This is a genomic window from Flavobacterium potami (assembly GCF_020026915.1).
GTDB classification, from domain to species: Bacteria; Bacteroidota; Bacteroidia; order Flavobacteriales; family Flavobacteriaceae; genus Flavobacterium; species Flavobacterium potami.
On sequence record NZ_JAINUY010000002.1, the window covers coordinates 779,757 to 804,186 of the forward strand.

At 34.2% G+C, this 24,430-nt stretch carries 16 protein-coding genes and 1 pseudogene; 11 read left to right on the plus strand and 6 right to left on the minus strand.

Annotation, left to right across the window (positions count from 1 at the left end; genetic code table 11):
- Positions 1 to 299 precede the first annotated feature (299 nt).
- On the minus strand, positions 300 to 1,145 hold the full coding sequence (locus K6T82_RS09275; RefSeq protein WP_223705646.1) for an SDR family oxidoreductase: 846 nt from the start codon (positions 1,143 to 1,145) through the stop codon (positions 300 to 302).
- Positions 1,146 to 1,533: 388 nt separating this feature from the next.
- Here K6T82_RS09275 and K6T82_RS09280 point away from each other — a divergent pair, with 388 nt between their 5' ends.
- From K6T82_RS09280 to K6T82_RS09300, 5 genes are read left to right on the plus strand one after another with little or no spacing between them, the layout of a single operon-like run.
- Positions 1,534 to 2,754, plus strand: coding sequence for a hybrid sensor histidine kinase/response regulator (locus K6T82_RS09280; protein ID WP_223705647.1), 1,221 nt, complete (start codon positions 1,534 to 1,536; stop codon positions 2,752 to 2,754).
- An 11-nt stretch (positions 2,755 to 2,765) separates the two neighbouring features.
- Positions 2,766 to 6,329 (plus strand): response regulator, encoded by a 3,564-nt coding sequence (locus tag K6T82_RS09285; protein ID WP_223705648.1) that lies wholly within the window; start codon positions 2,766 to 2,768, stop codon positions 6,327 to 6,329.
- An 18-nt stretch (positions 6,330 to 6,347) separates the two neighbouring features.
- On the plus strand, positions 6,348 to 6,713 hold the full coding sequence (locus K6T82_RS09290) for a response regulator (protein ID WP_223705649.1): 366 nt from the start codon (positions 6,348 to 6,350) through the stop codon (positions 6,711 to 6,713).
- A 7-nt stretch (positions 6,714 to 6,720) separates the two neighbouring features.
- The gene (locus tag K6T82_RS09295; RefSeq protein WP_223705650.1) at positions 6,721 to 7,533 is read left to right on the plus strand and encodes a CheR family methyltransferase; all 813 of its coding nucleotides are present in this window, start codon (positions 6,721 to 6,723) and stop codon (positions 7,531 to 7,533) included.
- Complete coding sequence (locus K6T82_RS09300; RefSeq protein WP_223705651.1) at positions 7,512 to 8,102, plus strand: chemotaxis protein CheB; 591 nt, start codon at positions 7,512 to 7,514, stop codon at positions 8,100 to 8,102. Before K6T82_RS09295 ends, K6T82_RS09300 begins: the two co-directional genes overlap by 22 nt.
- Here K6T82_RS09300 and K6T82_RS09305 read toward each other — a convergent pair.
- Together K6T82_RS09305 and K6T82_RS09310 are read right to left on the minus strand one after the other, a co-directional pair.
- Positions 8,099 to 8,860, minus strand: coding sequence for a porin family protein (locus K6T82_RS09305; RefSeq protein WP_223705652.1), 762 nt, complete (start codon positions 8,858 to 8,860; stop codon positions 8,099 to 8,101). The two genes, K6T82_RS09300 and K6T82_RS09305, sit on opposite strands and share 4 nt — an antisense overlap.
- A 12-nt stretch (positions 8,861 to 8,872) precedes the next feature.
- The gene (locus tag K6T82_RS09310) at positions 8,873 to 9,997 is read right to left on the minus strand and encodes a hypothetical protein (protein ID WP_223705653.1); all 1,125 of its coding nucleotides are present in this window, start codon (positions 9,995 to 9,997) and stop codon (positions 8,873 to 8,875) included.
- Between the two features lie 304 nt (positions 9,998 to 10,301).
- On the opposite strand from K6T82_RS09310, the gene K6T82_RS09315 reads away from it, so the two are divergent.
- The 6 genes and pseudogenes from K6T82_RS09315 to K6T82_RS09340 all read left to right on the plus strand — a co-directional run bounded on the left by K6T82_RS09315 (position 10,302) and on the right by K6T82_RS09340 (position 21,392).
- Entirely contained in the window at positions 10,302 to 10,625 is a 324-nt protein-coding gene (locus K6T82_RS09315) for a DUF6660 family protein (protein WP_223705654.1), read from the plus strand.
- A gap of 108 nt (positions 10,626 to 10,733) precedes the next feature.
- Positions 10,734 to 13,853 (plus strand): annotated as a pseudogene (locus K6T82_RS09320) (efflux RND transporter permease subunit); the annotation flags it as partial.
- A 37-nt stretch (positions 13,854 to 13,890) separates the two neighbouring features.
- Positions 13,891 to 15,141: a TolC family protein gene (locus K6T82_RS24825; protein WP_223705656.1), complete on the plus strand. Its 1,251-nt coding sequence runs from the start codon at positions 13,891 to 13,893 to the stop codon at positions 15,139 to 15,141.
- Positions 15,142 to 15,143: 2 nt separating this feature from the next.
- Positions 15,144 to 16,412 carry an efflux RND transporter periplasmic adaptor subunit gene (locus K6T82_RS09330; protein WP_223705657.1) on the plus strand — a complete coding sequence of 423 codons (1,269 nt, stop codon included), beginning with the start codon at positions 15,144 to 15,146 and terminating at the stop codon, positions 16,410 to 16,412.
- 312 nt (positions 16,413 to 16,724) lie between these two features.
- Positions 16,725 to 18,725 (plus strand): heavy metal translocating P-type ATPase, encoded by a 2,001-nt coding sequence (locus tag K6T82_RS09335; protein ID WP_223705658.1) that lies wholly within the window; start codon positions 16,725 to 16,727, stop codon positions 18,723 to 18,725.
- 108 nt (positions 18,726 to 18,833) lie between these two features.
- Positions 18,834 to 21,392: a CotH kinase family protein gene (locus K6T82_RS09340; protein WP_223705659.1), complete on the plus strand. Its 2,559-nt coding sequence runs from the start codon at positions 18,834 to 18,836 to the stop codon at positions 21,390 to 21,392.
- Between the two features lie 78 nt (positions 21,393 to 21,470).
- Here the strand turns inward: K6T82_RS09340 and K6T82_RS09345 are convergent, their stop codons facing one another.
- The 3 genes from K6T82_RS09345 to K6T82_RS09355 form a co-directional block, all read right to left on the minus strand.
- Positions 21,471 to 22,121: a VOC family protein gene (locus K6T82_RS09345; RefSeq protein ID WP_223705660.1), complete on the minus strand. Its 651-nt coding sequence runs from the start codon at positions 22,119 to 22,121 to the stop codon at positions 21,471 to 21,473.
- Positions 22,122 to 22,313: 192 nt separating this feature from the next.
- Positions 22,314 to 22,928, minus strand: coding sequence for a hypothetical protein (locus K6T82_RS09350; protein ID WP_223705661.1), 615 nt, complete (start codon positions 22,926 to 22,928; stop codon positions 22,314 to 22,316).
- Between the two features lie 21 nt (positions 22,929 to 22,949).
- A complete protein-coding gene (locus tag K6T82_RS09355; RefSeq protein ID WP_223705662.1) occupies positions 22,950 to 24,092 on the minus strand; it encodes a cytochrome-c peroxidase in 1,143 nt (380 codons plus the stop codon).
- Positions 24,093 to 24,430: the final 338 nt, after the last annotated feature.

Consider the following 24,430-nt stretch of genomic DNA (forward strand, 5'->3'; position numbering starts at 1 on the left):
TTGCGCTCTTTGCGGTTAAAAAACACGAAGAAAAATTTTATTAAGTTAGATTAGAATAATCTCGCAAAGACGCAAAAGCGCAAAGTTTTATTTTTAAAGCGTTATACTTATGGTTTTATGATCGAAATCGGAATTACAAACTAGATTTATAAAATAAAAAGAAAGCTTTGCGACCTCATAGCTTTGCTAATCAAACTCAAAAAATCTTAGCGAACTTTGCGAAAACCTTAGCGAGCTTTGCGGTTAAAAAATACAAAGATAAGCCGCAAAGAAAAAAACTCAGCACCTTTAAAAAAAAACTACCCAACAAGTTCCCCACCATTTATATGAATAAATTGCCCGGTAATGTAACTGCTGTCCTCGCAAGCCAAAAACACATAAGCAGGCGCCACTTCAGACGGTTGTCCGGCTCGCTCCATTGGATTGTCTTTTCCAAAATCAGACAATTTGTCGAAACTAGCCACAATCAATGGTGTCCATATAGGTCCTGGTGCAATACCATTTACACGAATTTGTCTTTTGGCCAACATGGTAGAAAGCGATCTTGTAAAACTTACAATTGCACCTTTTGTACTTGCATAATCGGCTAGATGTTCGCTTCCGCGGAAAGCGGTAACAGAAGTGGTATTGATAATAGTATCACCTTTTTCCAAATAAGGAAGAGCAGCTTTTGTAATATAGAAATACGGATAAATATTGGTTTCAAAAGTTTTATGAAGCTGTGTAGCCGTTATTTTTTCCAATTCGTTTTGCGGAAATTGCACAGCCGCATTATTTACGACAATATTGATATTCTTGAAAGTTGTATGGCATTTTTTTACTGCCGATTTACAAAACTTTTCATCTTTTAAATCACCGCTTATCAGCAAACATTGCTGACCTTCTTTTTCGATTAAAGCCTTTGTTTCAAGGGCGTCTTTATCTTCTTTTAGATATACAATGGCAATATTGGCACCTTCTCTCGCAAAATGAACAGCAACACTTCTGCCAATTCCGCTGTCTCCGCCGGTTATAAAAGCCGTTTTTCCAAGTAATTTTCCGCTTCCAACATAATTTTCTCTTATAATTTCAGGCTCAGGATTCATCATGTGTTCATTGCCGGGAAGATTTTGTTTTTGTTCGGGGAATGTTTGTTTCTTTTTCATGATTTTTCTCTTTTTAGCGATTTGTATGCTTCCTAAAATTAGCTGATAATTAAAGTTTTATTGGTCGTAAAAGAAATTTTGTTTGCCTCGATAAATAAAAAACAGACTTTTATGTATGAAAATACATTCATTTGTTTGAAATGTTAAAATAACAAGAAATTTCTAATAACTTCACAATCAGTACCGAAGTCTAAAAAAGATTTAAAAAGTGGGAATTGTGTAAAATATTTCGTTTTAGATAAAAAACCAGCTCGTTATTTTTTTTATACATTTGAGAATTTACATGCCATTTTTAAGAGATACTTCTTCAAATTATTAAAAAAATAAGAAAAATTTTATAGTATTTAAATTTAACAGCTTTGAATTACAACAGATTTAACTCCAAAACATGGTATTAATTGTAGACGATATAAGGGCAAATATCATTGCCTTAAAGAAAACATTAGAGCTGCATAATATCGATGTTGATAGTGCCGAATCTGGAGAAGAAGCTTTAAAGAAAATTCTAAAAACAGATTATTGCTTAATAATCATGGACGTTCAAATGCCAGGACTTGATGGCTTTGAAGTGGTCAAAATCCTTTCTGGAAATCAGCGTACAAAAGACATTCCGGTTATATTTCTTTCGGCTCTTAATACCGAGAAAAAATACATTTTTAAAGGTTACGAAACAGGTGCTGTAGAATATATTACCAAACCAGTAGATTCTGATTTGTTGATTTTAAAAGTAAAAACTTTCATTAAAATCTACGAACAGCAAAACGAACTAAAAGCGATAAAAGACTTACTTTCTAAAGAAATCAAAATTAGAAAAGAAGCACAGGATAATCTTGAAATTAAAATTGCTGAAAGAACAAAAGAACTGGTTCAGAAAAATGAAGAATTAGAACTTCGAAATCACGAATTGCAGCAATTTTCTTGGGTTGTTTCGCACGATTTGAATGAACCAATTCGCAAAATTCAGATTTTTATTAAAATCATAAAAGACCTTTACTTAAAGGCAGATGATAAAGCGGTTGATTATGTAGACCGAACAATAAAGTCGGCTGAGAGAATGCAGACTTTAATTACCGATCTTTTGGCTTATTCCAGACTTTCTGCACAAGTTAAACCAGAGAAAACAGATTTAAACGAAGTGTTGCAGGAAGTGCTTTCTGATTTCGATTATTTGATTGAAAGTAAAAATGCGACTGTAAAAACCAATGAACTTCCAACGGTTGACAGTATTCCGAGTCAGATGCGACAGGTTTTTCAGAACTTAATTGGAAATGCGATCAAATTTTCGGGCAATGATCAGAATCCCGTAATTGAGATTTCTTCTGAAATAATTATAAACAAATCAATTGATAGTCCAACATCTCCGGATGGTAAATTTTGCAGAATTACGGTAAAAGATAACGGAATTGGTTTTGATGAAATGTACCTCGATCGAATTTTTATTATTTTCCAAAGTTTAAATGATCGCCAAACTTACGAAGGAACTGGAATCGGGCTTGCAATAGCCAAAAAAATCATAGACAAACACAACGGATTAATTACAGCTAAAAGTCAACCGGGCGAGGGCGCTAGCTTTATTATTGTGCTTCCTTTACAATACGAATTAAAATAATCAAGAAATATATGAATGGCAATTTTAAAAGAAATTTATTAATAAGTTCGCTAGTTTCACTGCTTGTACTTACAGTCAGTTCTGTTGCTTCGTTTATTAGCATCAAAAGCTTATTAAGCAGTAACTTTTGGGTAAATCATACACAAGATGTAATTTATAATTTGAATGAAGGTTCAGCTATTATTACAGAAGCCCAAACGAGCATGAGAGGTTATTTGCTTACAGCTGATGAACAGTTTGTGGATCGATTTAATGATGCTGAAAGCAGATCAAATTCTTATTTTGAAAAATTAGATGAACTGACAACTGATAATCCTTCACAAAGAAAATTGCTAGAAGAATTAGCCAGCAAGCGTTCCGGTTTTTTTAAATATTTAAACAATCAGATTGTAAAAAAACGTTTAAGCAAAGAAACGCTGATTTTCGATTTGAATGAAGGAAGAAATATGATGAACGAAATGAGAACGCTCATCAAAAAAATTGAAAGTGCAGAACAAAAACTTTTAGCAGAACGTAATGCCAATTCAGAGCAATATGGCAATTATAGTTTGATTTTAATTGTTGTAGCTTTTCTAGTTGCTTTCCTAATTTCGATCGTTTTCATGGCGAGAATTCTGAAAGATTACAACGAAAGATCGTTGTTACAACAGGAATTACAGAAAAAAGACAAAGAAACAGCCGAAAGATTAGAAGTAATTGGCGGTATTGCCAGCCAAATTTCTAAAGGAAATTATGATGTAAATATTGATGATAGAAAATCAGACACTTTAGGAGCTTTAGGTGGTTCGCTGCACGAAATGAAAGATTCATTGAAAAGTTCTTTCGAATTGCTATCTCAAAAAGAATGGTTGCAATCTGGTGTTGCGTCGTTAAATGACAAAATGCTGGGCGAAAAAACGATTCAGAAATTATCTAAAGACGTTATCGAATTTTTATGCCAATATACCAATAGTAGCGCTGGAGTTTTGTATGTGCTTGATGGAGAAGAAATGACCGTTTCTGGAGGTTACAGCTATATTCCAAGTAAAAATAGAGAACGAATCAGAAAAGGCGAGGGGTTAATTGGTCAGGCGATTGTTTCTGGAAAAATGCTGGAATTGAAAACACTTTCTCCAGATGATATTCAAATTAATTATGCTTTAGGCGAAGTAAAACCAACGCATATCGTGGCACTTCCATTGATGGATTATAAAGTGGAAGGAGCTGTAGAATTGGCAAGTATTTATGGTTTTTCTGTCTTACAATTAGAATTTTTACAATTAGTAGCAAACAATATCGGAATTGCCTTAAAAGCAACACAAAACCGTAAGCGAGTTTTAGAATTATTAGAAGAAACAAAATCTCAGTCAGAAGAACTTCAAATTCAACATAGTGAACTAGAAGCTATAAATGCAGAATTGGAAGCGCAAACAGAAAAATTACAAGCTTCTGAAGAAGAACTTCGTGTACAGCAAGAAGAATTGGAACAAACCAATGAAGAACTTTCAGAAAGAAGCGTTTTATTGGAAGAAAAAAATACAGAAATTCAGAAAAAATCGGAAGCTTTAGAACTTAGTACACGTTATAAATCGGAGTTTTTGGCCAATATGTCACACGAATTAAGAACTCCGCTGAATTCTATTTTGTTATTAAGCCGTTTATTGTCAGAAAACAATAACGAAACTATGAATAACGAAGAAATTGAATTTGCAAAAGTAATTCAGAGTTCCGGAAATAGTTTGTTGGGCTTAATTGATGAAATCCTGGATTTATCTAAAATTGAAGCCGGTAAAATGGAGTTGGAATTTTTAGATGTTTCCACAAAGGAAATTACAGACAATCTGTATAATTTGTTCCATATTGTGGCAAAAGAAAAAGGAATCAACTTTGAAATTATTACTACAGACGCTCCAATTGTCATTAAAACAGACAAAATGCGTTTGGAACAGATTCTTAAAAACTTAATTTCAAATGCCATTAAATTTACCGAAAAAGGAACAGTAAGCCTTGAAATAAAAGTAGATTCAGACAATGACAAATTAATTTGTTTCATCGTAAAAGATACTGGAATCGGAATCCCTTTAGAAAAGCAGCCTTTAATTTTCGAGGCTTTCCAGCAAGCCGATGGTTCAACAAAACGAAAATATGGAGGAACAGGTCTAGGATTATCAATCAGTCGTGAATTGGCAAAATTACTTCGAGGGGAAATTACACTTCATAGTAAAGTCAATGAAGGAAGTTCGTTTACCTTATGTCTTCCGGTTTTAGGATTGGCAATCAATAAAATATTGGTGAATAAAATTCAGCCGAAAGAAGTAATCGAAGAAGAAACGGCAAGTAAAGAAGAAAAACCAAAATACATCAGCCAAGTTATTCCACAGGAAATTGAAGATGACAGAGATTCAATTGAAGAAGGCGATAAAGTAATTCTGATTGTAGAAGATGATATCAGTTTTGCAAAATCATTATTGGCTTTCACACAGAAAAAAGGCTACAAAGGAGTAGTTGCCGTAAGAGGAGATTATGCTTTAAATTTTGCCTTGATTTATAAACCAATCGGAATTTTACTGGATATTGAACTTCCCGTGAAAAGCGGTTGGGAAGTGTTGGAGGAATTGAAGAATAATTCGAATACCAAACATATTTCGGTGCATATCATGTCTTCGCATAAATTGAAACAAGAAAGTTTGTTGAAAGGAGCCGTAGATTTCTTAGACAAACCAGTCGCTTTTGACAAGATTCCAGAAGTTTTTATGCGTATTGAACACATTATCAATAAGGAATCTCAAAAAGTTTTAATTATTGAAGACAATCCGAAACACGCTAAAGCATTGGCTTATTTCTTAGAAACGTACAATATCAATTCAGAAATTAAAAGTGAAGTTTCAGAAGGATTATCTGTTTTAAGTAAGCAAGATGTCGATTGCGTCATTCTGGACATGGGAATTCCGGATAAACAAGCTTACGAAATTTTGGATGGTGTAAAGAAAAGTCCAGGTTTAGAAAACCTTCCGGTAATTGTCTTTACAGGAAAAAGTTTGTCTATTAAAGAAGAATTGAAAATTAGAAAATATGCCGATTCTATCATCGTAAAAACGGCACATTCGTACCAAAGAATGCTGGATGAAGTATCGCTTTTCCTTCATTTAGTAGAAGAAAAGAAAGAAGGAAAAGTAAAAGAAGTACACAAAAAACTGAATTCATTAAACAATATTTTATTTGAGAAAAAAGTATTAATTGTAGATGATGATGTTCGAAACATATATTCCCTTTCTAAGGCTTTAGAAGCTTTTAAAATGAATGTTATTACCGCTTTTGATGGAAAAGAAGCCATTAAGATTTTAGATGAAAATCCGGATACAGACGTCGTTTTATTAGATATGATGATGCCAAATATGGACGGTTATGAAACGGCGGAAAAGATTAGAAGTAATCCTAAATTCCTTAACTTAGCAGTTATTGCCGTAACAGCCAAAGCAATGACAGGAGACCGTGAAAAATGTATTAAAGCAGGAGCTTCAGATTACATTACAAAACCTGTAGATGTAGATCAGCTTTTATCGCTGTTACGAGTTTGGTTATATGATAAAATTTAACCCTTTAAAACGCTGTAAATGGGAAAGAAACGAGTCTTGATTGTTGATGATGATTCCAGGAATATTTTTGCTTTAGTAAATACACTAAAAGCGAAATCATTTGATTGTTTGTCTTGTTTGAGTGCCGAAGAAGCACTTAAAATATTAAAAGACGACGATTCGATTGATGCCGTTTTAATGGATATGATGATGCCAGAAATGGATGGTTATGAGGCAATTCCGCTTATAAAAGCAATTCCGTCACAAGAATCAACTTTGGTGGTTGCCGTAACGGCACAGGCGATGGCAGGAGATAAAGAAAAATGTTTGGAGGCTGGGGCAGATGCTTACATCTCAAAACCCGTAGATGTGGATAAATTACTACAGATCTTGGGAGAAATTTAAATGAATTATGATTGAAGATATTGAATTAGAAGCTCTAATTAATGACGTTTACGAATACTATGGTTTTGATTTTGGAAGTTATTCCAGAGCTTCACTTAAGAGACGTGTAAGTAGAGTTTTCTATTTAGATGGATTTAAGCATTTTCATGAATTTCTTTCAAAAGTCCGCACAGATCCAGAATACTGCAAAAGAATGATTGATGAAATCACGGTAAACGTGACAGAAATGTTTCGCGATCCTTCTTTTTATATGACACTCCGAAAAGATATTCTTCCCTTGTTGGGAACAAAACCTTTTATAAGAATCTGGCATGCAGGATGTTCTACTGGCGAAGAAGTCTATTCGATGGCCATTATGTTGAAAGAACTCGGTTTATTGCATAAATCTATTTTATACGCAACAGACATTAATGCAGCAGTTTTAGAAACAGCTAAAAGTGGTATTTTTCCGTTGCGAATGATAAAAGATTACGCAGATAATTATCGTGATTCAGGCGGACAAGAAGATTTTTCAGATTATTATATTGCCAATTATGGTTATGCAAAATTTAGTGAAGATCTTTCAGAAAAAATGGTTTTTTCGCAACACAATTTAGTGTCTGATACTTCCTTTAATGAATTTGACCTCATTTTGTGTCGAAACGTTTTAATTTATTTTGATAATAATCTGCAAAAAAGAGTCGTTAATTTATTTGATGACAGCTTGGCTGTTTTAGGATTTTTGGCGCTTGGAACAAAAGAAACTATAAAATATTCTATATCTCCAACCAAATACAAACAGTTTGAAAGAGAAAAAATATGGAGGAAAATAAAAGAATAATAAAAGATTGTAAAGTCGTTATAATTGGAGGTTCAGCTGGAAGTTTGCAGGTATTACTGCAAATTTTGCCTTTTATAGAAAATCCAATTTCATTTGCTATTGTCATTGTAGTGCATAGAAAACAATCTGATGAACAGACTTTAGAGGCTTTATTAGCTTTAAAATCTCAGGTTAAAGTAATAGATGTAGAAGACAAAGTGGCTTTAAAACCCGGCTTTATTTATATAGCACCTTCTAATTATCATTTACTGTTTGAGAAAGAAAAAACACTTTCTTTAGATACTTCTGAAAAGATAAATTACAGCAGACCAACTATTGATGTTTCTTTTGAATCTGCTGCTGAAATATATGGTTCTGCCTTGGTCGGAATATTACTTTCTGGTTCTAATTCAGACGGAACGATTGGAATGAAGGCAATTCAGAATGCGGGCGGAATAACCGTTGTACAAAACCCAGTTTCGGCAGAAATGTCTTTCATGCCCAATAATGCCATTTTGCACACCCAACCAGATTATGTTTTAAATACAGAAGAAATCTTAGCATTTATAAAAGAAATCAATCCCGATTAATTTTTGTCTTCAGGCAAAATAACTTTATTGAGTTCAGCCTCTTTTTCTGCTTTTTTCTGCGCTGCTTTTCCTCTTCCGATCGGAATTCCTGCCGTTAAATACAAAGATCTGTTGTATTGATTGTTTGGTCCGTCGCCTTTCATTACGGTGACTAATCCATAATAATACTGAACGGTAATGTTTAAACCATTGCCGACATTTAAATGATAACCGGTTCCAATAGCAAGTCCCGCATCAATTACATGAACTTGATCGCGAATGTTTTTCTTGTAAATGACATCGTCTTTATCAACTTCTTTTTTAAATTGATCAAAAGCTTTTGCTAATAGTCCAAATTGCGGACCGGCCTTGAGATAAATTCTGTTTTTAAATTGGTATTTTATTAAAATAGGAACATTAAAATAGCGTATTTCACGGTTTACACTTCCGCCTGCAAAAGTATTGTCCAGATTTTCGTCATTTAAAGAATACAGCGGAATATCCTGAGCTCCCATTGGCGATTTTACAATTACTCCCGTGTTGATCATCCAAGCGGGATTTTTTCTTGATTTAAGATCAAAATAAAAACCGAGATTAAATCCAGGATTGGTCTTAGAAGATCCCATGTTAGAAATCGTAGAAAAGTTTGCACCACCTTCCAGACCAAATTCTAAAAATTCCGAGTTCAGTTTATCTCCAAAAATCAAGGAAATTAAAACTTGAGATTGCAGAGAAGAAACACAGAAAAATGCAGCTATAATAAATAAACCCTTTTTCATATAAGAAATGAATTAAAGACCAAAACGATACTGAAGACCTCCAAGAACTTGTGTTCGACTACCTAAAAAACCAGCCTCGACTCTAAACATAAGATGTGGGTTTAATTGGTATTGCGACCCGACAATAAAATTCCACATATCTTTTGGCCTTTTTTGAAGAGAATATTGTACAGACGAAGATTCTGCGGTACTCAATGCACCGTCTAAAGTCGCCAAAATAGTTCCGGCACTTTCTAAAGCTCTGTTTGCAGTGTTATGTTTTACAATGTTAGACGGATTTTTTTGTTCAGCAGGTGTAAGACTATCCCACCAAGTATTAACTTGTGTTTGATTTTCGTCTACTTTTGCCAGACCGCTATCTACTTTTTGTTGCGCATTTTCTAAATCTATAAATTCAGATAATGGCAGATTTCCGTTGGTATCTCCAGAAATATGAACCCTAAAACCACCAACCCAAAAGGCAATATTCTGGTCTTTATCTCTAAACGGTTTAAAAGTTTTTCCCAATCTTGGTCCAAAGACATAAGAAAACGCAGGTTTATCAAGAGAACTGATATCGGTCCACGCCATATTCATATCCAAAGCTAGCCATCCGCCTCCGATACCGATAGTAGGAGTCATTCCTATACCAAATGTCGTAGCATTAAAATTGGCTTTTGTACTAAAACTTGCAATTTGCGACCAGTTGTTGTCTGCATCAGGAATGTAAATTCCGGCATTAATTTTTGTTGCTGTATTGGCTTTTCCAAAAACACCGTAAATGTTTAAAAAAGGAAGCAGCCAAATATCAGGACGTATAGTAAGCGCACCAGCTTCTACGTGCGACTTATCAAAGCGCACAATTTCATCAAGGTTATACATCGGTCCGTTGTTGAAACCAACCTGAAGATCATTGATAACGATTTGAGAATCCTGCCAAAAATAATTAACAGAAAGTCCTGCAGAATAAGGAAGTTTGTATCCTTTTTTGGCTACTTTTTCTCCCCATATAGGCAAAGCATAAGGATAATCGGCGACTTTGAGGCTGTCTTTGACTTCTTGATTTTTTTGTCCGACCACTTTGTCAGTGTAGACTTGTCCGAAGATTGGAATACTGCATAATAATAAAAGGGCTGATATTAGTTTGTAACATTTCATTTGTTTGTAGTGTTTTAAATTAATTAAACTGCTTAAATAAATGCGTACTAATGATTTCTTTGGGGAATTCTCGGCTTATTTTTTCTTTTACAGGATTGTAGAAAATGGTATGAACTAAATTTTTATGGTGTTAAATTGTGTTAAAGTTAATTAAAAATTTTTAACGATTTTCATTTTTTTTGATAAAGTGATGTTGTAAACTAAAGATAATCAAGGGTTTTTTGAATATTAAGTTTTACTTAAGAAGCTTTATTGATTGGATTAAATATTTAATTGTAATAAAATAAACCTTACTTTTGTTTTTATGAAATGGATAGCAATATTCTTATCGGTTTACCTGATGGCGCTTTCAAACATGCCTTGTGCTGATATGGAAGTGAATAGTGCTATGCATAAAACAGCGCAGTTTGCTTCAGAAGACAATCATTCGCACGACAAAGAAAATGATTTATGTTCTCCTTTCTGTGCCTGTAACTGCTGTGGAATTCAAGTATTAAGTTATCAAACTCCGATAACTTTTGAATTTTCAAAAGCTGATCCTCTTATTTTAAGTCCGTTACCAAGCTACAATTCTGTTTTTGTTTCTAATTTCTACGGAAGCATTTGGCAGCCCCCTCAGTTAGTATAATGAAGTCCTTTCCGATTAGTCGGAATTTGGATTAGAGAAGTGTGGATTTTCCACAAAATCAAGATAGACAAGAAGATTGTCTCATTTCTCATTTCATTATAAAATCAAATGTTAGATAAAATCATACAATTTAGTATAAGGAATAAGTTCATTATACTATTATTTACTTTGGTATTAATTGCCGTAGGGAGTTATTCTCTTAAAAAATTACCATTAGATGCTCTTCCTGATATTACCAATAATCAGGTTCAGATTATCACCACAGCGCCAACACTTGCCAGTCAGGAGGTAGAGCAGTTAATTACGTATCCTTTAGAACAAGCCGTAAAAACAGTTCCCGATGTTATTGAACTTAGAAGTATTTCCCGTTTCGGATTATCGGTTGTAACGGTTGTTTTTGAAGATGATGTTGATATTTATTGGGCGAGAGAACAGATTTTTCAGCGTTTAAAGCAAGCTGAAGAAAATATTCCCGCTTATGTAGGATCGCCAGAATTGGCCCCAATTAGTACAGGTTTGGGCGAAATTTACCAATATGATGTTTATGCCAAAAAAGGCTATGAAAAAAAATACAGTGCGGTAGATTTAAGAACAATTCAGGATTGGATTATTATTCCGCAATTGCAAGGAATTAAAGGTGTTGCGGACGTAAGTTCCTGGGGAGGAAAACTAAAACAATACGAAATTGCAGTTAATCCGAACACATTGAATAGTTTAGGAGTAACGATTACAGAAATCTTTGATGCTTTAGCCAAAAACAATCAGAATACCGGTGGAGCTTATATAGAAAAAGATCAATATGCTTATTTCATTCGTGGTGTCGGAATGGCAAAAGGAACAAAAGATTTAGGCAATGTCGTAGTAAAAAACAGAAATGGTTCTCCCGTTTTGGTGCGAGATGTAGCACAGGTTCGCGAAGGTGTGGCGCTACGTTATGGTGCTTCTACCAAAGATGGTAAAGGCGAAATTGTTTCTGGCTTGGTTTTAATGCTAAAAGGAGAAAATTCAAAAGCCGTTGTAGATAGAATTCACGAAAAGATGATTCAAATCAACAAAAGTCTTCCAGAAGGAGTAACCGCAGAAGCTTTTATTGACCGAGGGAAATTAGTTGATAACGCCGTTGGAACAGTGACTAAAAATCTATTGGAAGGAGCTTTAATTGTGATCTTTGTTCTGATTTTGTTTTTAGGAAATCTTCGTGCTGGGTTGATTGTCGCATCTGTTATTCCGCTTGCCATGCTTTTTGCTATTATTTTGATGAATCTCTTTGGCGTAAGCGGAAATCTAATGAGTTTAGGTGCCATTGACTTCGGAATTATAGTGGACGGTGCTGTAATTATTGTAGAAGCTACTATGCATCATTTGCAGAAATTCAAAAGCAAAAAAGAATTAACGCAGGAAGAAATGGATGCAGAAGTCTATAATTCGGCTTCAAAAATTAGAAATAGTGCTGCTTTTGGCGAAATTATTATCCTGATTGTCTATCTGCCGATTTTAGCTTTAATCGGAACAGAAGGGAAAATGTTCAAACCAATGGCAATGACAGTTGGTTTTGCAATTATTGGCGCTTTTATTCTGTCGCTAACCTATGTTCCGATGATGAGTGCTTTGTTTCTTTCAAAGAAAACAGAACATAAAGAAAACTTTAGCGATCGCATGATTTTATGGCTTGAGAACTTGTACATGCCATTATTGAAAAAAGCACTTGAATTCAAAAAAGTCGTTTTGGGAGTGGCCATCGGATTATTCGCCTTGAGCGTAATTATTTTTCAAAATATGGGAGGTGAATTTATTCCAACCATAGAAGAAGGAGATTTGGCTATGAATGCGACAATTATGACGGGAAGTTCGCTTTCTCAAACCATTGAAACCACTACAAAGTACGAGCAGATTTTAAAAGCAAAGTTTCCAGAAATCAAAACGATTGTGAGTAAAATTGGAAGCGGTGAAATTCCGACTGATCCAATGCCAATCGAAAGCGGCGATTTGATTATTGTTTTGAAGGACAAAAAAGAATGGACTGGAAAATATCATAATTGGGTGGATTTGGCGAATGCAATGAAGGAAGAAATGGAAGTAATTCCAGGAGCTAACATCGAGATTTCGCAGCCCATTCAGATGCGTTTTAATGAGTTAATGACGGGAAGCCGTTCTGATATTGCGATCAAAATATTTGGCGACGATTTAGAAATTCTGGATGCTAAAGCAACCGAATTGATTTCGAAAATCAAAACTATTGAAGGTGTTGGCGATTTGAAAGCCGATAAAGTAACAGGATTACCGCAGATTACCATTAAATACGATTATAATAAAATTGCACTTTATGGATTGAATATTTCAGATATCAACCAGATTATTCGTTCTTCATTTGCGGGCGAAAGTGCTGGAAAAATCTACGAAGAAAGCAGAAGATTTGATGTTGTAGTAAGAATGAACGAAGACAATCGTGCGGATATTACCGATGTCAGCAATTTGTTTATTCCGCTTCCAAACGGACAGCAAGTACCACTTTCACAAGTTGCTTCGGTCGAGTACGAGCAAGGCCCGGTGCAGGTTATCCGCGAAGACGGAAAACGAAGAATTACCGTGGGTTTGAATGTGCGTGGTCGAGATATTCAAAGTGTGGTGGAAGAAATTCAACAGCGATTAGATAAAAACTATAAACTTCCTTCGGGTTATTTTATAACGTACGGCGGACAATTTGAAAACCTAATCGAAGCTTCACAACGTCTTTTGGTTGCATTGCCAGTGGCATTAGGATTAATTCTGGTGTTGCTTTATTTTACTTTTAACAGCGTCAAACAAGCATTTTTAATATTTACCGCTATTCCGCTCTCTGCTATGGGCGGTGTTTTCGCTTTATTACTAAGAGGAATGCCTTTTAGTATTTCTGCAGGAATCGGATTCATTGCTTTGTTTGGAATTGCGGTTTTAAACGGAATTGTCTTGATCTCGTATTTCAATCAACTTAAAAATGAAGGAATTACAGATCCTTTGCAGCGTGTTTTTATTGGAACTAAAACGAGATTAAGGCCAGTCTTGATGACAGCAGCTGTAGCATCTTTAGGATTTTTACCAATGGCTTTGTCAACAAGCGGTGGAGCAGAGGTACAGAAACCTTTGGCAACGGTTGTTATTGGTGGATTATTTTCGGCTACTTTATTAACCTTAATCGTTTTACCGATTTTGTATTTGTTGTTGGAGCGTGGATTTAACCACAAAGAGCGCTAAGATTTACGCAATGAACGCTAAGAAAAATAAAAAAATGAAAGACTTACTATATAATATTTTAAGAAAAACAAACTTTGCGAACTTCGCGCTTACTTTGCGAACTTTGCAGTTATGTGCGTTTCTACTACTAAGCGCAACAGCATTTGCTCAAGAATCTATTAGCTTAGAAAAAGCAGTAGAACTCGCCAAATCAAACAACATCGACTTAAAAATAGCCGATAAAGAGATCGAAAAACAGACTGTTCTTAAAAAAGCAGCTTTTCAGCCGGATCCGCTTCAGGTGCAATATCAGGGCGGACAATTTAATAGTGTCGATTTTGATCATAATGTCTCGATTCAGCAGTTTTTCCCGCTAGGAAATATCACAAAAGCCAATCGACAATTGCAGGAAGAACTGGCAAAACTGGCTGAAAAAAGAAAAGCCTTGTCTTCTTATGAAATTGAAAAAGCAGTTACTTTGGCTTACTATCAATATTTGTATGGTATTTCGATTCAGAAATTAAACTCGGAATTGAATGCTATTTATACCAAATTTTTGAAGAATGCCGAATTACGTTTTAAAACAGGAGAGAGCGGTAATATAGAAGTGATTAGTGCCAAAGCAAAAGTCAAAGAAATCGAAACGCAGAAAGCGCAGTTGGAATACGATTTGGCAATTTATCAAAAGCAATTGCAGTTTTTTATTCAGACCGATGAAAATATTGTTCCAGATAAAAATACGGCTTTGCAATACACTTTCGTGGAAAATGATCTAAACACCAAAGCAGAAGTTTTGATGACCGATTTTTACAATCAGCAAATTTCGGTTTATCAAAAAGAAGCAGGGACTTTTAAAGCTTTGAGAACTCCAAAAGTAGGATTTGGCTATTTTGCACAGACTATAAACACGGAATCTTTATTTCAGGGTTTTACGGCGGGATTACAGATTCCACTTTTTGGAGGTGTGAATACAACAAAAGCCAAAGCTGCTGAAATCAGTATTTCGCAGTCGCAATTGGCATTAGATAAAAACAAAATGATGCTGAATTTACAAAGGGAAGAGTTAAAAAATAACTTCGAAAAACAGCAAAAGAATTTAGCTTATTTTCAAAATGAAGGATCGCAATATGCAGATCAAATTATTGAAACGGCACAGAAAAGTTATGCCAACGGAGATATGAGTTATTGGGCGTATATCAGTTTTTTGAATCAAGCTATCGATATTAAAAAACAATTTGCAGAAGCAACGCACAGCTATAATCAAAGTGCGATCGAACTTCAATTTCCAACCATCAAAAACAATTAAAAATGAAAAATATATTTGATAATAGTTTAATCGCAAAGAACGCAAAGTTTTCGCAAAGAACGCAAAGTTTAATTTCCTTGCGTGCCTTGCGCTTTGTCTTTGCGTGCCTTTCGGTTATTTCCATAACAAGCTGTAATGAAAAGAAGACCGAAGAACCACAGGAAGAAGAAAAAGAAACTACAGAAGTTTCCTTAACCGCTTCGCAATACAAAACGGTTGGAATTGAAACAGGAATTGTTGAAGATAGAAACCTGAATAAAATCATCAAAGCAAATGGTTATACCACAGTTCCTCCACAAAATTCTGCTGAGGTTTCGACTTTAATTGGTGGAACCGTAAAAGATATTTATGTTTTGGAAGGAACCTTTGTCAATAAAGGAAAAATTCTGGCAACGATTCAAAATCTGGAAGTTATCGGAATGCAGGAAGATTACCAGTCGGCTGTAGCCAATGTCGAATATTTGCAGTTAGAATACAATCGTCAGAAAACATTGAGTGATGAAAATGTGAATCCGAGAAAAACTTTTCAGGAAGTAAAAGCCAAATTAGCAACCGAAAGAGCCCGCGCTCAGGCCGCAAAAAACAAACTTGATGCTTTGCATGTTAATACAAAAGGAACGACTTCAGTTGTGCCAATTGTTTCGCCTATCAATGGTTTTGTTGGAAAAATCAATATTGCCAAAGGAGCTTTTGCCAATACTGGAGTTTCACTTTTTGAGGTGGTCGATAACAGTCAGATGCATTTGGACTTGAATGTTTACGAGAAAGATTTGGAATCAATTTCTATTGGTCAGATTATCGATTTTGTATTGACAAACCAGTCCAATAAATCGATTAAAGGAAAGATTTTCGGAATCAATAAATCATTTTCTAATGAAAGTAAAACCGTTGCGGTTCATGCCAAAATTGATCCCGCAGATGCAAAAGGATTAATTCCAGGGATGTATGTTTCGGCCAATATTAATATTACAAATGCAACAGTTCCTGCCTTACCAAAAGATGCTGTTGTAAGAAATGCAGATAAGTATTTTGTGTTTGTACAAGAAGATGATAAAGCCGAAGAAAAACACGATCATAAAGAGGGAGATAAAGAAGAAATTCACGAACAAGAAGTCCATTTTAAAGCAATAGAAGTAATTCCGGGAACAACAGATTTAGGTTTTACAGAAGTGAAGTTTGTGAATGAAATTCCAACCAATGCTAAAATTGTAACAAAAGGCGCCTTTTACTTGCTTTCAGCAATGAAGGGCGGAGGAGAACATACGCATTAGTTTTTTTGAGATGCTAAGGTTCTAAGATACTGAGAGGCTAAGTTTTTTTTCTCATTTTATGTCATTTCGACGAAGGAGAAATCACACTAGAATTTCTATAAAGTGTATTGCCAATTTTTGTCGATTCCCGAGTGTGATTTCTCCTTCGTCGAAATGACAAATAGTTTGGTTAATGATAATCAAACAAAAAAAAACTTAGAGTCTTCGCATCTTTGTGGCAAAAAAACGATACAAATTGCTTAAATTTAGAACATAATTTTTAACAAAGTTTCTAGAACCTGAAACCTGAAACTTTAAACTTGAAACTCAAAAATGATACATCAAGATAAAGAAATAAAAAACACAAAAAATAAAACCAAACCTTCCTGTTGCTGTTCGCATGATGAACCTGCGCATTCTGATGATGACGGACATAATCATGAAGGACACGATCATGAACACAATGTAGAGGGAAGCCTTTTCAAATTATTTCTACCATCCATAGTATCTTTTGTTTTACTGATTATCGGAATTGGTTTTGACAACTATTTTCCGCAAAGTTGGTTTACAGAATATGTTAGAATTGTTTGGTATGCAATTGCGTATCTTCCAGTTGGGCTTCCCGTTTTACGAGAAGCTTACGAAAGTATAGTAAAAGGAGACGTTTTCTCTGAGTTTTTTCTAATGTGTATTGCCACAATAGGAGCTTTTGCAATCGGCGAATATCCTGAAGGAGTTGCTGTAATGCTGTTTTATACTATTGGAGAAACCTTTCAGGGAATGGCTGTAAACAGAGCAAAATCGAGTATTAAAAGCCTGTTGGATCAACGCCCTGATGAGGTTAACATTTTAGAAAATAATGTTGCAGTAAAAGTTAAAGCCAAAGATGTTGCGATTGGAGCAATTATTCAGCTTAAAGCAGGAGAAAAATTAGGTTTGGATGGAGAATTGTTATCAGATTCTGCTTCGTTTAACACCGCAGCTTTAACTGGTGAAAGTAAACCTGATACCAAAAAGAAAGGTGAAACCGTGCTAGCGGGAATGATTAACGGAAATACAATTGCTGAGGTCAAAGTGACAACTGCCTATAATGATAGTAAGTTGTCTAAAATTTTGGAATTGGTGCAAAATGCCACAACCAAAAAGGCGCCTGCAGAATTGTTCATCAGAAAGTTTGCTAAAATCTATACGCCAATTGTGGTTTATTTAGCCATTGCGATCTGTTTAGTACCGATTCTTTTTGTGGATAATTATGTTTTTACAGATTGGTTATATAGAGCATTAGTTTTTTTAGTTATTTCTTGTCCTTGCGCATTGGTTATCAGTATTCCGCTTGGGTATTTTGGAGGAATTGGCGCTGCAAGTAAAAACGGAATTCTTTTTAAAGGGAGTAATTTTCTGGATAGTATTTCGACAATTCAAAATGTTGTGGTCGACAAAACCGGAACAATGACGGAAGGTGTTTTTAAGGTTCAAGAAGTTGTTGTAAAACCTGAATTCAATAAAGAAGAAATTCTGAAATTAGTCAATGTTTTAGAAAGCAGAAGTACACATCCTGTGGCAACAGCCATTCATAATTATGTTGGAACAATCGATGCTGCTATTGACTTAAAAGATATTGAAGAAATTTCCGGACACGGATTAAAAGCTTCGTACAACGGAAAAGAATTGTATGTAGGGAATTTTAAGCTTCTAGATAAATTTAGTATTGCATATGATACTGATCCGTCAACTATAGTTTATACCACGATTGCAATTGCTTACGAGGGTAAATTTGCGGGTTATTTAACCATTGCTGATGAGATTAAAGAAGACGCGAAAGAAACGGTTTCTAAATTGAATAAGTTAGGAGTAAAACTAACCATGTTAAGCGGTGATAAAAGCAATGTCGTTCAGTTTGTAGCAGATAAACTCGGAATAACAAAAGCGTTTGGTGATTTACTTCCGGAAGACAAAGTCAATAAAGTCAACGAAATTAAAGCCAAAAACGAAACAATTGCTTTTGTTGGCGATGGAGTAAACGATGCGCCTGTAATCGCTTTAAGCACGGTAGGAATTGCTATGGGCGGTTTAGGAAGCGATGCAGCAATCGAAACGGCAGATGTTGTTATTCAAGATGATAAACCGAGCAAAATCGCAATGGCAATCAATATCGGGAAACAAACTAAAAAGATTGTCTGGCAAAATATTACATTAGCATTTGTTGTAAAAGCTTTTGTATTAATTCTTGGTGCTGGCGGACTTGCCACGATGTGGGAAGCTGTTTTTGCTGATGTTGGCGTGGCGCTATTAGCGATTTTAAATGCTGTGAGGATTCAAAAGATGAAGTTTTAATCCAATTTCTATAAAATGTCTTTTATTATAAATTTAAAAACTTTTAGGAGTAATTAAAAAGGAAAAGCTGGTACAAATTTGCATTTTATTTTATGAAATGTGATTACTATGACTACAACTTTACGCCAGTTTTTTAAAACTTTATTATTACTCTTATTTTTTACCCATTCTCTTGCAGGAATAGCCCAGATTAAAATCAATGAGGTTATGGTTAGCAATACAATGAATTACGATCCAACCGTATATAATTTTTCTGATTGGATCGAATTGTATAATCCATCCAATTCAACAATTAATTTCCGTAATTATTATTTTTCAGATGATATAAATCAGCCTACAAAATGGCAAATTAAAACATCTAGAGCAACAATTTCCAAATTGGGTTTTTTTCTGGTTTATTTTGATGAAGCAGATAATACTTTCAACGCTAATTTTAGGCTAGAACCTAAGGGAGGCACAATCTATATGTTTGATGTCAACAAAAATCTGGTCGATAAAATTACTTATCCAGCCTTAAATAATGGCAATGTATCATATGCAAGAACAGTTGACGGGGGAAATGATTGGAGTTTGATGACTTATCCAACTCCCAAAACGACAAATACTAAAGGAGTACCTGCATCAAAACAAGCTGAGCAAGCAGTTTTCAGTGAATCAGGTGGTTTTGTAAATGGAACAAAACAAATTACATTATCTAGCAAAACTCCAGGAGCAGTAATTTATTATACTTTAAATGGAGATGAACCATTTGATCCAACAACTCAAATTACCGATGCTTCAAAAATGCTTACAGGTAAAGCATTGGTTTATAACGGACCAATAAGTGTTAGTAATGCCGTAATCAGAACAAAAGTATATGCAAAAGATTATTTACCAAGCACTGTAACAACACAATCTTATCTTCAAAACAAGCGAGGTATAAATTTACCTGTTTTTTCTGTTGCTATTAATGAAAAGTACCGAAAAGATGGAACATTAGGCATCTGGCGAAATTATAATAACAAGATAATGAAACGACCGTCAAATGTTGAATTCTTCCCATCACAAACCGAACAGTCTGATTTTAATTATCAAATGAATGTTGAGATTTTTGCAGCAAGTCAGCGTGCTAAAGAACATAAACAGTTTAATATTATCGCAGACAAAAGATTTCAAGGTAATAACCGATTGAAGTATGATTTTTTTAATGAAAAGAAAGGTCAGCAGAGAAAGTCGATAACTTTAAGAACATCAGGGCAGGATGGAAGTAAAACCATGATGCAGGATGCCTTAGTTCATGTTTTAATTAAAGACCAAATGGATATTGACAGAAGAGCTTACCAGCCTGCTGTAGTATATATAAATGGAAATTACAATGGTTTAATGAACATTCGCGAAAGAACTCAAAAAGATTATTTAGAATCTAATTACGGTTTGGAGAAGGATGAATATGATTTATTAGGAAAGCATAACGACTATCCTTCTATTCGTGCTTCTCAAGGAAATATGAATCAGTGGAATGAGATGATTGCTTATTTAAAAGCTAACAGTCTTAAAGAGGATGCAAATTATTTAAAATATTCTGATAAATATATTGACGAACAAGAGGTATTAAATTATTTTTTAGTTCAAACTTATATCAATAACCGTGATCAACCAGATAATAATATAAAAGCTTGGAGACCTTATAAAAATAAAACAAAATGGCGTTATATTCTGCATGATGCTGATTTGGCTTTAATAACATACTCTTCTTCAGATAATAATATTGACAGAACCCAAAAGAGTTCTACAAGTTCTATGGGGTACGTTTTCTACAGTCTTTGCAAAAATGCTAAGTTTAAAGAAAAGTTTGCTGGGCAATACTTAACACATGCGTATCAAACATTTGATCCTGTTAGAACAACACCTATTATTGACAGTCTTGCCCGTAACATCGAAAATGAAATTTCATATACTCATGATGTTCATTCTTCAGTGCCAACTTTGGCAAACTGGAAAAAATATATCCAATCTATGAGAGAATATTGGGGTAAGAGACAATCGTACGCTATTAAACATGTAAAATCTTCTTTTGGATTAAGTGGGAATGAAATGGCTTTTGCTGTAAACAACGAATTTAACAAAGGGGATGTACTTCTAAATACTGTCAAGCTTTTAAGGGATTTTGATGGTAAATATTTGCAGAATCTTTCTTATAAATTAGAAACAAAATCGAAACCTGGTCATCAATTCAGTTATTGGAATATTGAAGTGGATGGCGTTAGTACAAAAGAATATAATGCTAATTATTCAGGAATAATTCCTGCGAAAGCTTTGAATGTAGTTATTACAGCAATTTATGATAATGATGATCGTATCTTATCGAGTGCAAAAAAAATCATAAAAGAAAATACGGTACAAGATAATATCGAATCGATAAATAAAGCAGCTCTAGATGAAATAGCATTGTTAGATACAAAATTTGATGTTATGATTTATCCAGTTCCTATAACTGAAAATGAATTGAGCATAAATACAATAAATTGCACCATCAATGAAGTAGAATTTTATTCGATTAATGGAAGTTTAGTTAAGAGAATGAAAGCTGAGACCTTACCTTTGGATGTTTCATTTTTAAATAAAGGAGTTTATATATTGAAAATTTATACGGATAAAGGAGTAGTGGTCAAAAAAGTAATTAAATAAAAATAAATTAGAGTTGAAATTAAGTTTTTAATCTTCAAAAAAGCCTATTCTTACAGCGAATAGGCTTTTTTATGTTTTCTAAAACTTTATTTCAATTAAAGCGTCATCATTTTCTAATACAATTTCTATCGGATTACTTTCGGAAGGAATTTGAGTAGGATACCAATTTCGAGTTGGTTGTACGAGAATCAATAAACCTTCATGATCTCCAATTGCTGCAAATTTATCAGTATTTGTATTTTGAGAAAAGAAATGCAATCCATGTTCTTCAATTAATTGATTTCCTAATTCTAAAGGATTTTCGGTAACAATTCCGATTTCGCTTATATTTAAAATAGAAGCAGAGTTGAATTCTCCAACTTGTTCGTTATTAAGATCGTGTCTGGCAATGAACTCCAGTAAATTCCCGTTGTGATCGAAGAAATAAATAGAATGCGCATTCCAATTTTCGAAATTTGTCACTACGGTTTTATCTTCTAAAACAATCAAATCAACTTTGTCTTTGCACCACTGAATGGCTTCTTCAAGCTGATTTTCGGGAATATTAAAAGCAAAATGATAGATAGAATTAAACTCAGGATCTTCAACAAATTTTAAAATTGAAGTTCCCGCTTGAAATGTTATCGATTTCGAATCATTTTCCAGAATAACAAGTCCAAAAAGGTTCTGATAAAATGCTTTCGTTTTTTGAATATCGTTTGTTTTGATTTGAATTTGATCTAATTTCATAATGGTATATTTTTAAGAAAACTTCCTTTTTTGTCTTAGATCAAATTTAAGAAACGTCATTAATGTTTGGACTTCAATGCTATTTTATACTTCGATGAAAGTATAGTGAATTATTATATCGACAACTTTTATGTCATAAAAAAAGCCTATTTCATAATGAAACAGGCTTTACTATTTATTTTGTATTTAAAATTAATTGCGCTTTTGAGGAGCATGATTGTGCTCTTTTTTTCGGAGTTCGATTAATTCAGAATTGTGTTTGAAAGCATAATTAAGAAGATCTTTTGTAGACAATTTGAAAATATCTTGGGCCGCAGTTTTCAAGTAAATTTTATCTCTCAAATTTTGTAGTTCAGATTGCACTTTTGGATCATTCTTTTCAAATAATTCTTTAAGTCTATAAGGCATTTTTACATTTAACTTTTTTGCCAATTCTAGAACTTCATTCTCCTTCATCCATAAATAATAACTTAACCTTTTCCAAGAATAATTAATTCTAAAGGAAGCAATTCTTTCAGCATCCCAATCTTTAAATTCGGCCATTAAAACTACTCCTAATGAATCTTTGTAAGTTTTAATTCTTTCTGGAATGAATTTGTAATCAACAAATGCTTTTTCATAAACTTCCTTCGGAATTTTTATTTTAAAATTTTCGTCCAGATATTTATATTTATAAGCTAAAAAATCAATCTTTATCAAGGAATCAATTTTGAGATCTTTTTCGCGCATCAGTTTTTGCATGTCTTGTTGTGAAAACATTGAAGTAGATAATAAAAAGCAAACAATTAAAAGGCATAATGATTTCATAAGAGTTGATTTTAGAGTTACTTATTTTGGCATTTCTGGTGTAATAATTCTTCTTGTTGGCGTGCTTAACGTTTCAATAAAAGCTAATAAATCGCTGATTTCTTCTTTGCTTAAATCTAGTTTTCTCAGCATCGGATCTACTTTTGGAATCAGAGAATCTCTTGGAGTTCCTAAATATTTCTTTTGAATAGGAGAGGGATTTCCTAAATTATACAATTCCACAACATCCAACAAACTTGGAAAATGCCCATGATGCATCCATGGTTTTGTGTTCGCAACTTCACGAAGCGTTGGCGTTCTGAATTTTCCAATATCTTTCACATCTTTTGTCACATTATAACGCCCGAAATCTTCATTTTTGGTTCCGAATAAAGTCTGGCCGTCATTATGAAACTCATTATCACTAAAATAAGGCGTATTATGACAATTGATGCATTGTGCTTTCGTTCTAAACAAATGCATTCCTTTTACTTGCTGATCGGTATAAATGTCTGATTTTCCGCTTACAAACTGATCAAATTTGCTTTTCGGACTATTAATAGATCTTTCGAAAGTGGCAATGGCATATTGAATACGTTCTAAAGTCACTTTTTTGTCTCCAAAAGCCGCGCTAAACAGCGAATTATATCCTTTAATTTTAGCAATTTTGTCAACGGCAATCGTCAATTTTTCGTTCATTTCTAAAGGATCAGCAACAGGAAATTGCGCCTGATCTTCCAGACTTGAAGCACGTCCGTCCCAAAATAGAGAAGTAGCGTATGCCGAATTTAAGATCGTCATCGAATTACGTTTTCCAGTCTGACGATCGTGACCAAAAGAACGCGTTAAATTATCTGTCCAGCCCAATTCTGGATTATGGCAGGAAGCACAGGCAATTTGTCCACTACGAGACAATCTCGGATCAAAAAACAAAATCTTCCCCAAACTTTCTTTTTCCTTAGAATACGGATTATAAGCAGGATAAGGAACAGCGGGAAGTACACCAATATCCTGAAATTTAGATTTATCGACATTTTGATGCAATTCTGCGGCAGGCCATTTCGAAGAATCTCCGCTGGAATACAGTTTTCGTAATTCCTGAATATCGATGTAATCAGGATTTTCCACGCTTTTGTAAGCCGTAAGGCAAAGCAGGAAAAGGAGAGGGAAGATTAGTTTTTTCAATTTTGCTTGTTTTTGTTCTTTTTGTTCTTTTTGTTTTTGTTCTTTTTGTTTCAGGTTTCACGTTTCAAGTTGCTCGATAGAACGTGAAACTTGAAACTTGAAACCTTTATGTTTTTTGACGCCAAAAGCTTTGTCAAAGTTTTAAACTTTGACAAAGCTAATGCGCAAGATTATCAACTGCGACTGCGACTGCGACTGTGACTGAATACTGAATACTGAATTAAAGAGTTACTTCTTTAGGGCAGTCAATGCTTAAAGGCGTTGGCTTGGTGTAAACTCTGTTGTTGTACATTCTGTATTGCGTCGAAACCGTTCCTCCAAACAGTTTGTCGTTTGTT

Coding starts and splice junctions, on each gene's coding strand:
- K6T82_RS09275 (WP_223705646.1), bottom strand. CDS start 1,145: ATGAAAAAGAAACAAACATTCCCCGAACAAAAACAAAATCTTCCCGGC.
- K6T82_RS09280 (WP_223705647.1), top strand. CDS start 1,534: ATGGTATTAATTGTAGACGATATAAGGGCAAATATCATTGCCTTAAAG.
- K6T82_RS09285 (WP_223705648.1), top strand. CDS start 2,766: ATGAATGGCAATTTTAAAAGAAATTTATTAATAAGTTCGCTAGTTTCA.
- K6T82_RS09290 (WP_223705649.1), top strand. CDS start 6,348: ATGGGAAAGAAACGAGTCTTGATTGTTGATGATGATTCCAGGAATATT.
- K6T82_RS09295 (WP_223705650.1), top strand. CDS start 6,721: ATGATTGAAGATATTGAATTAGAAGCTCTAATTAATGACGTTTACGAA.
- K6T82_RS09300 (WP_223705651.1), top strand. CDS start 7,512: ATGGAGGAAAATAAAAGAATAATAAAAGATTGTAAAGTCGTTATAATT.
- K6T82_RS09305 (WP_223705652.1), bottom strand. CDS start 8,860: ATGAAAAAGGGTTTATTTATTATAGCTGCATTTTTCTGTGTTTCTTCT.
- K6T82_RS09310 (WP_223705653.1), bottom strand. CDS start 9,997: ATGAAATGTTACAAACTAATATCAGCCCTTTTATTATTATGCAGTATT.
- K6T82_RS09315 (WP_223705654.1), top strand. CDS start 10,302: ATGAAATGGATAGCAATATTCTTATCGGTTTACCTGATGGCGCTTTCA.
- K6T82_RS24825 (WP_223705656.1), top strand. CDS start 13,891: ATGAAAGACTTACTATATAATATTTTAAGAAAAACAAACTTTGCGAAC.
- K6T82_RS09330 (WP_223705657.1), top strand. CDS start 15,144: ATGAAAAATATATTTGATAATAGTTTAATCGCAAAGAACGCAAAGTTT.
- K6T82_RS09335 (WP_223705658.1), top strand. CDS start 16,725: ATGATACATCAAGATAAAGAAATAAAAAACACAAAAAATAAAACCAAA.
- K6T82_RS09340 (WP_223705659.1), top strand. CDS start 18,834: ATGACTACAACTTTACGCCAGTTTTTTAAAACTTTATTATTACTCTTA.
- K6T82_RS09345 (WP_223705660.1), bottom strand. CDS start 22,121: ATGAAATTAGATCAAATTCAAATCAAAACAAACGATATTCAAAAAACG.
- K6T82_RS09350 (WP_223705661.1), bottom strand. CDS start 22,928: ATGAAATCATTATGCCTTTTAATTGTTTGCTTTTTATTATCTACTTCA.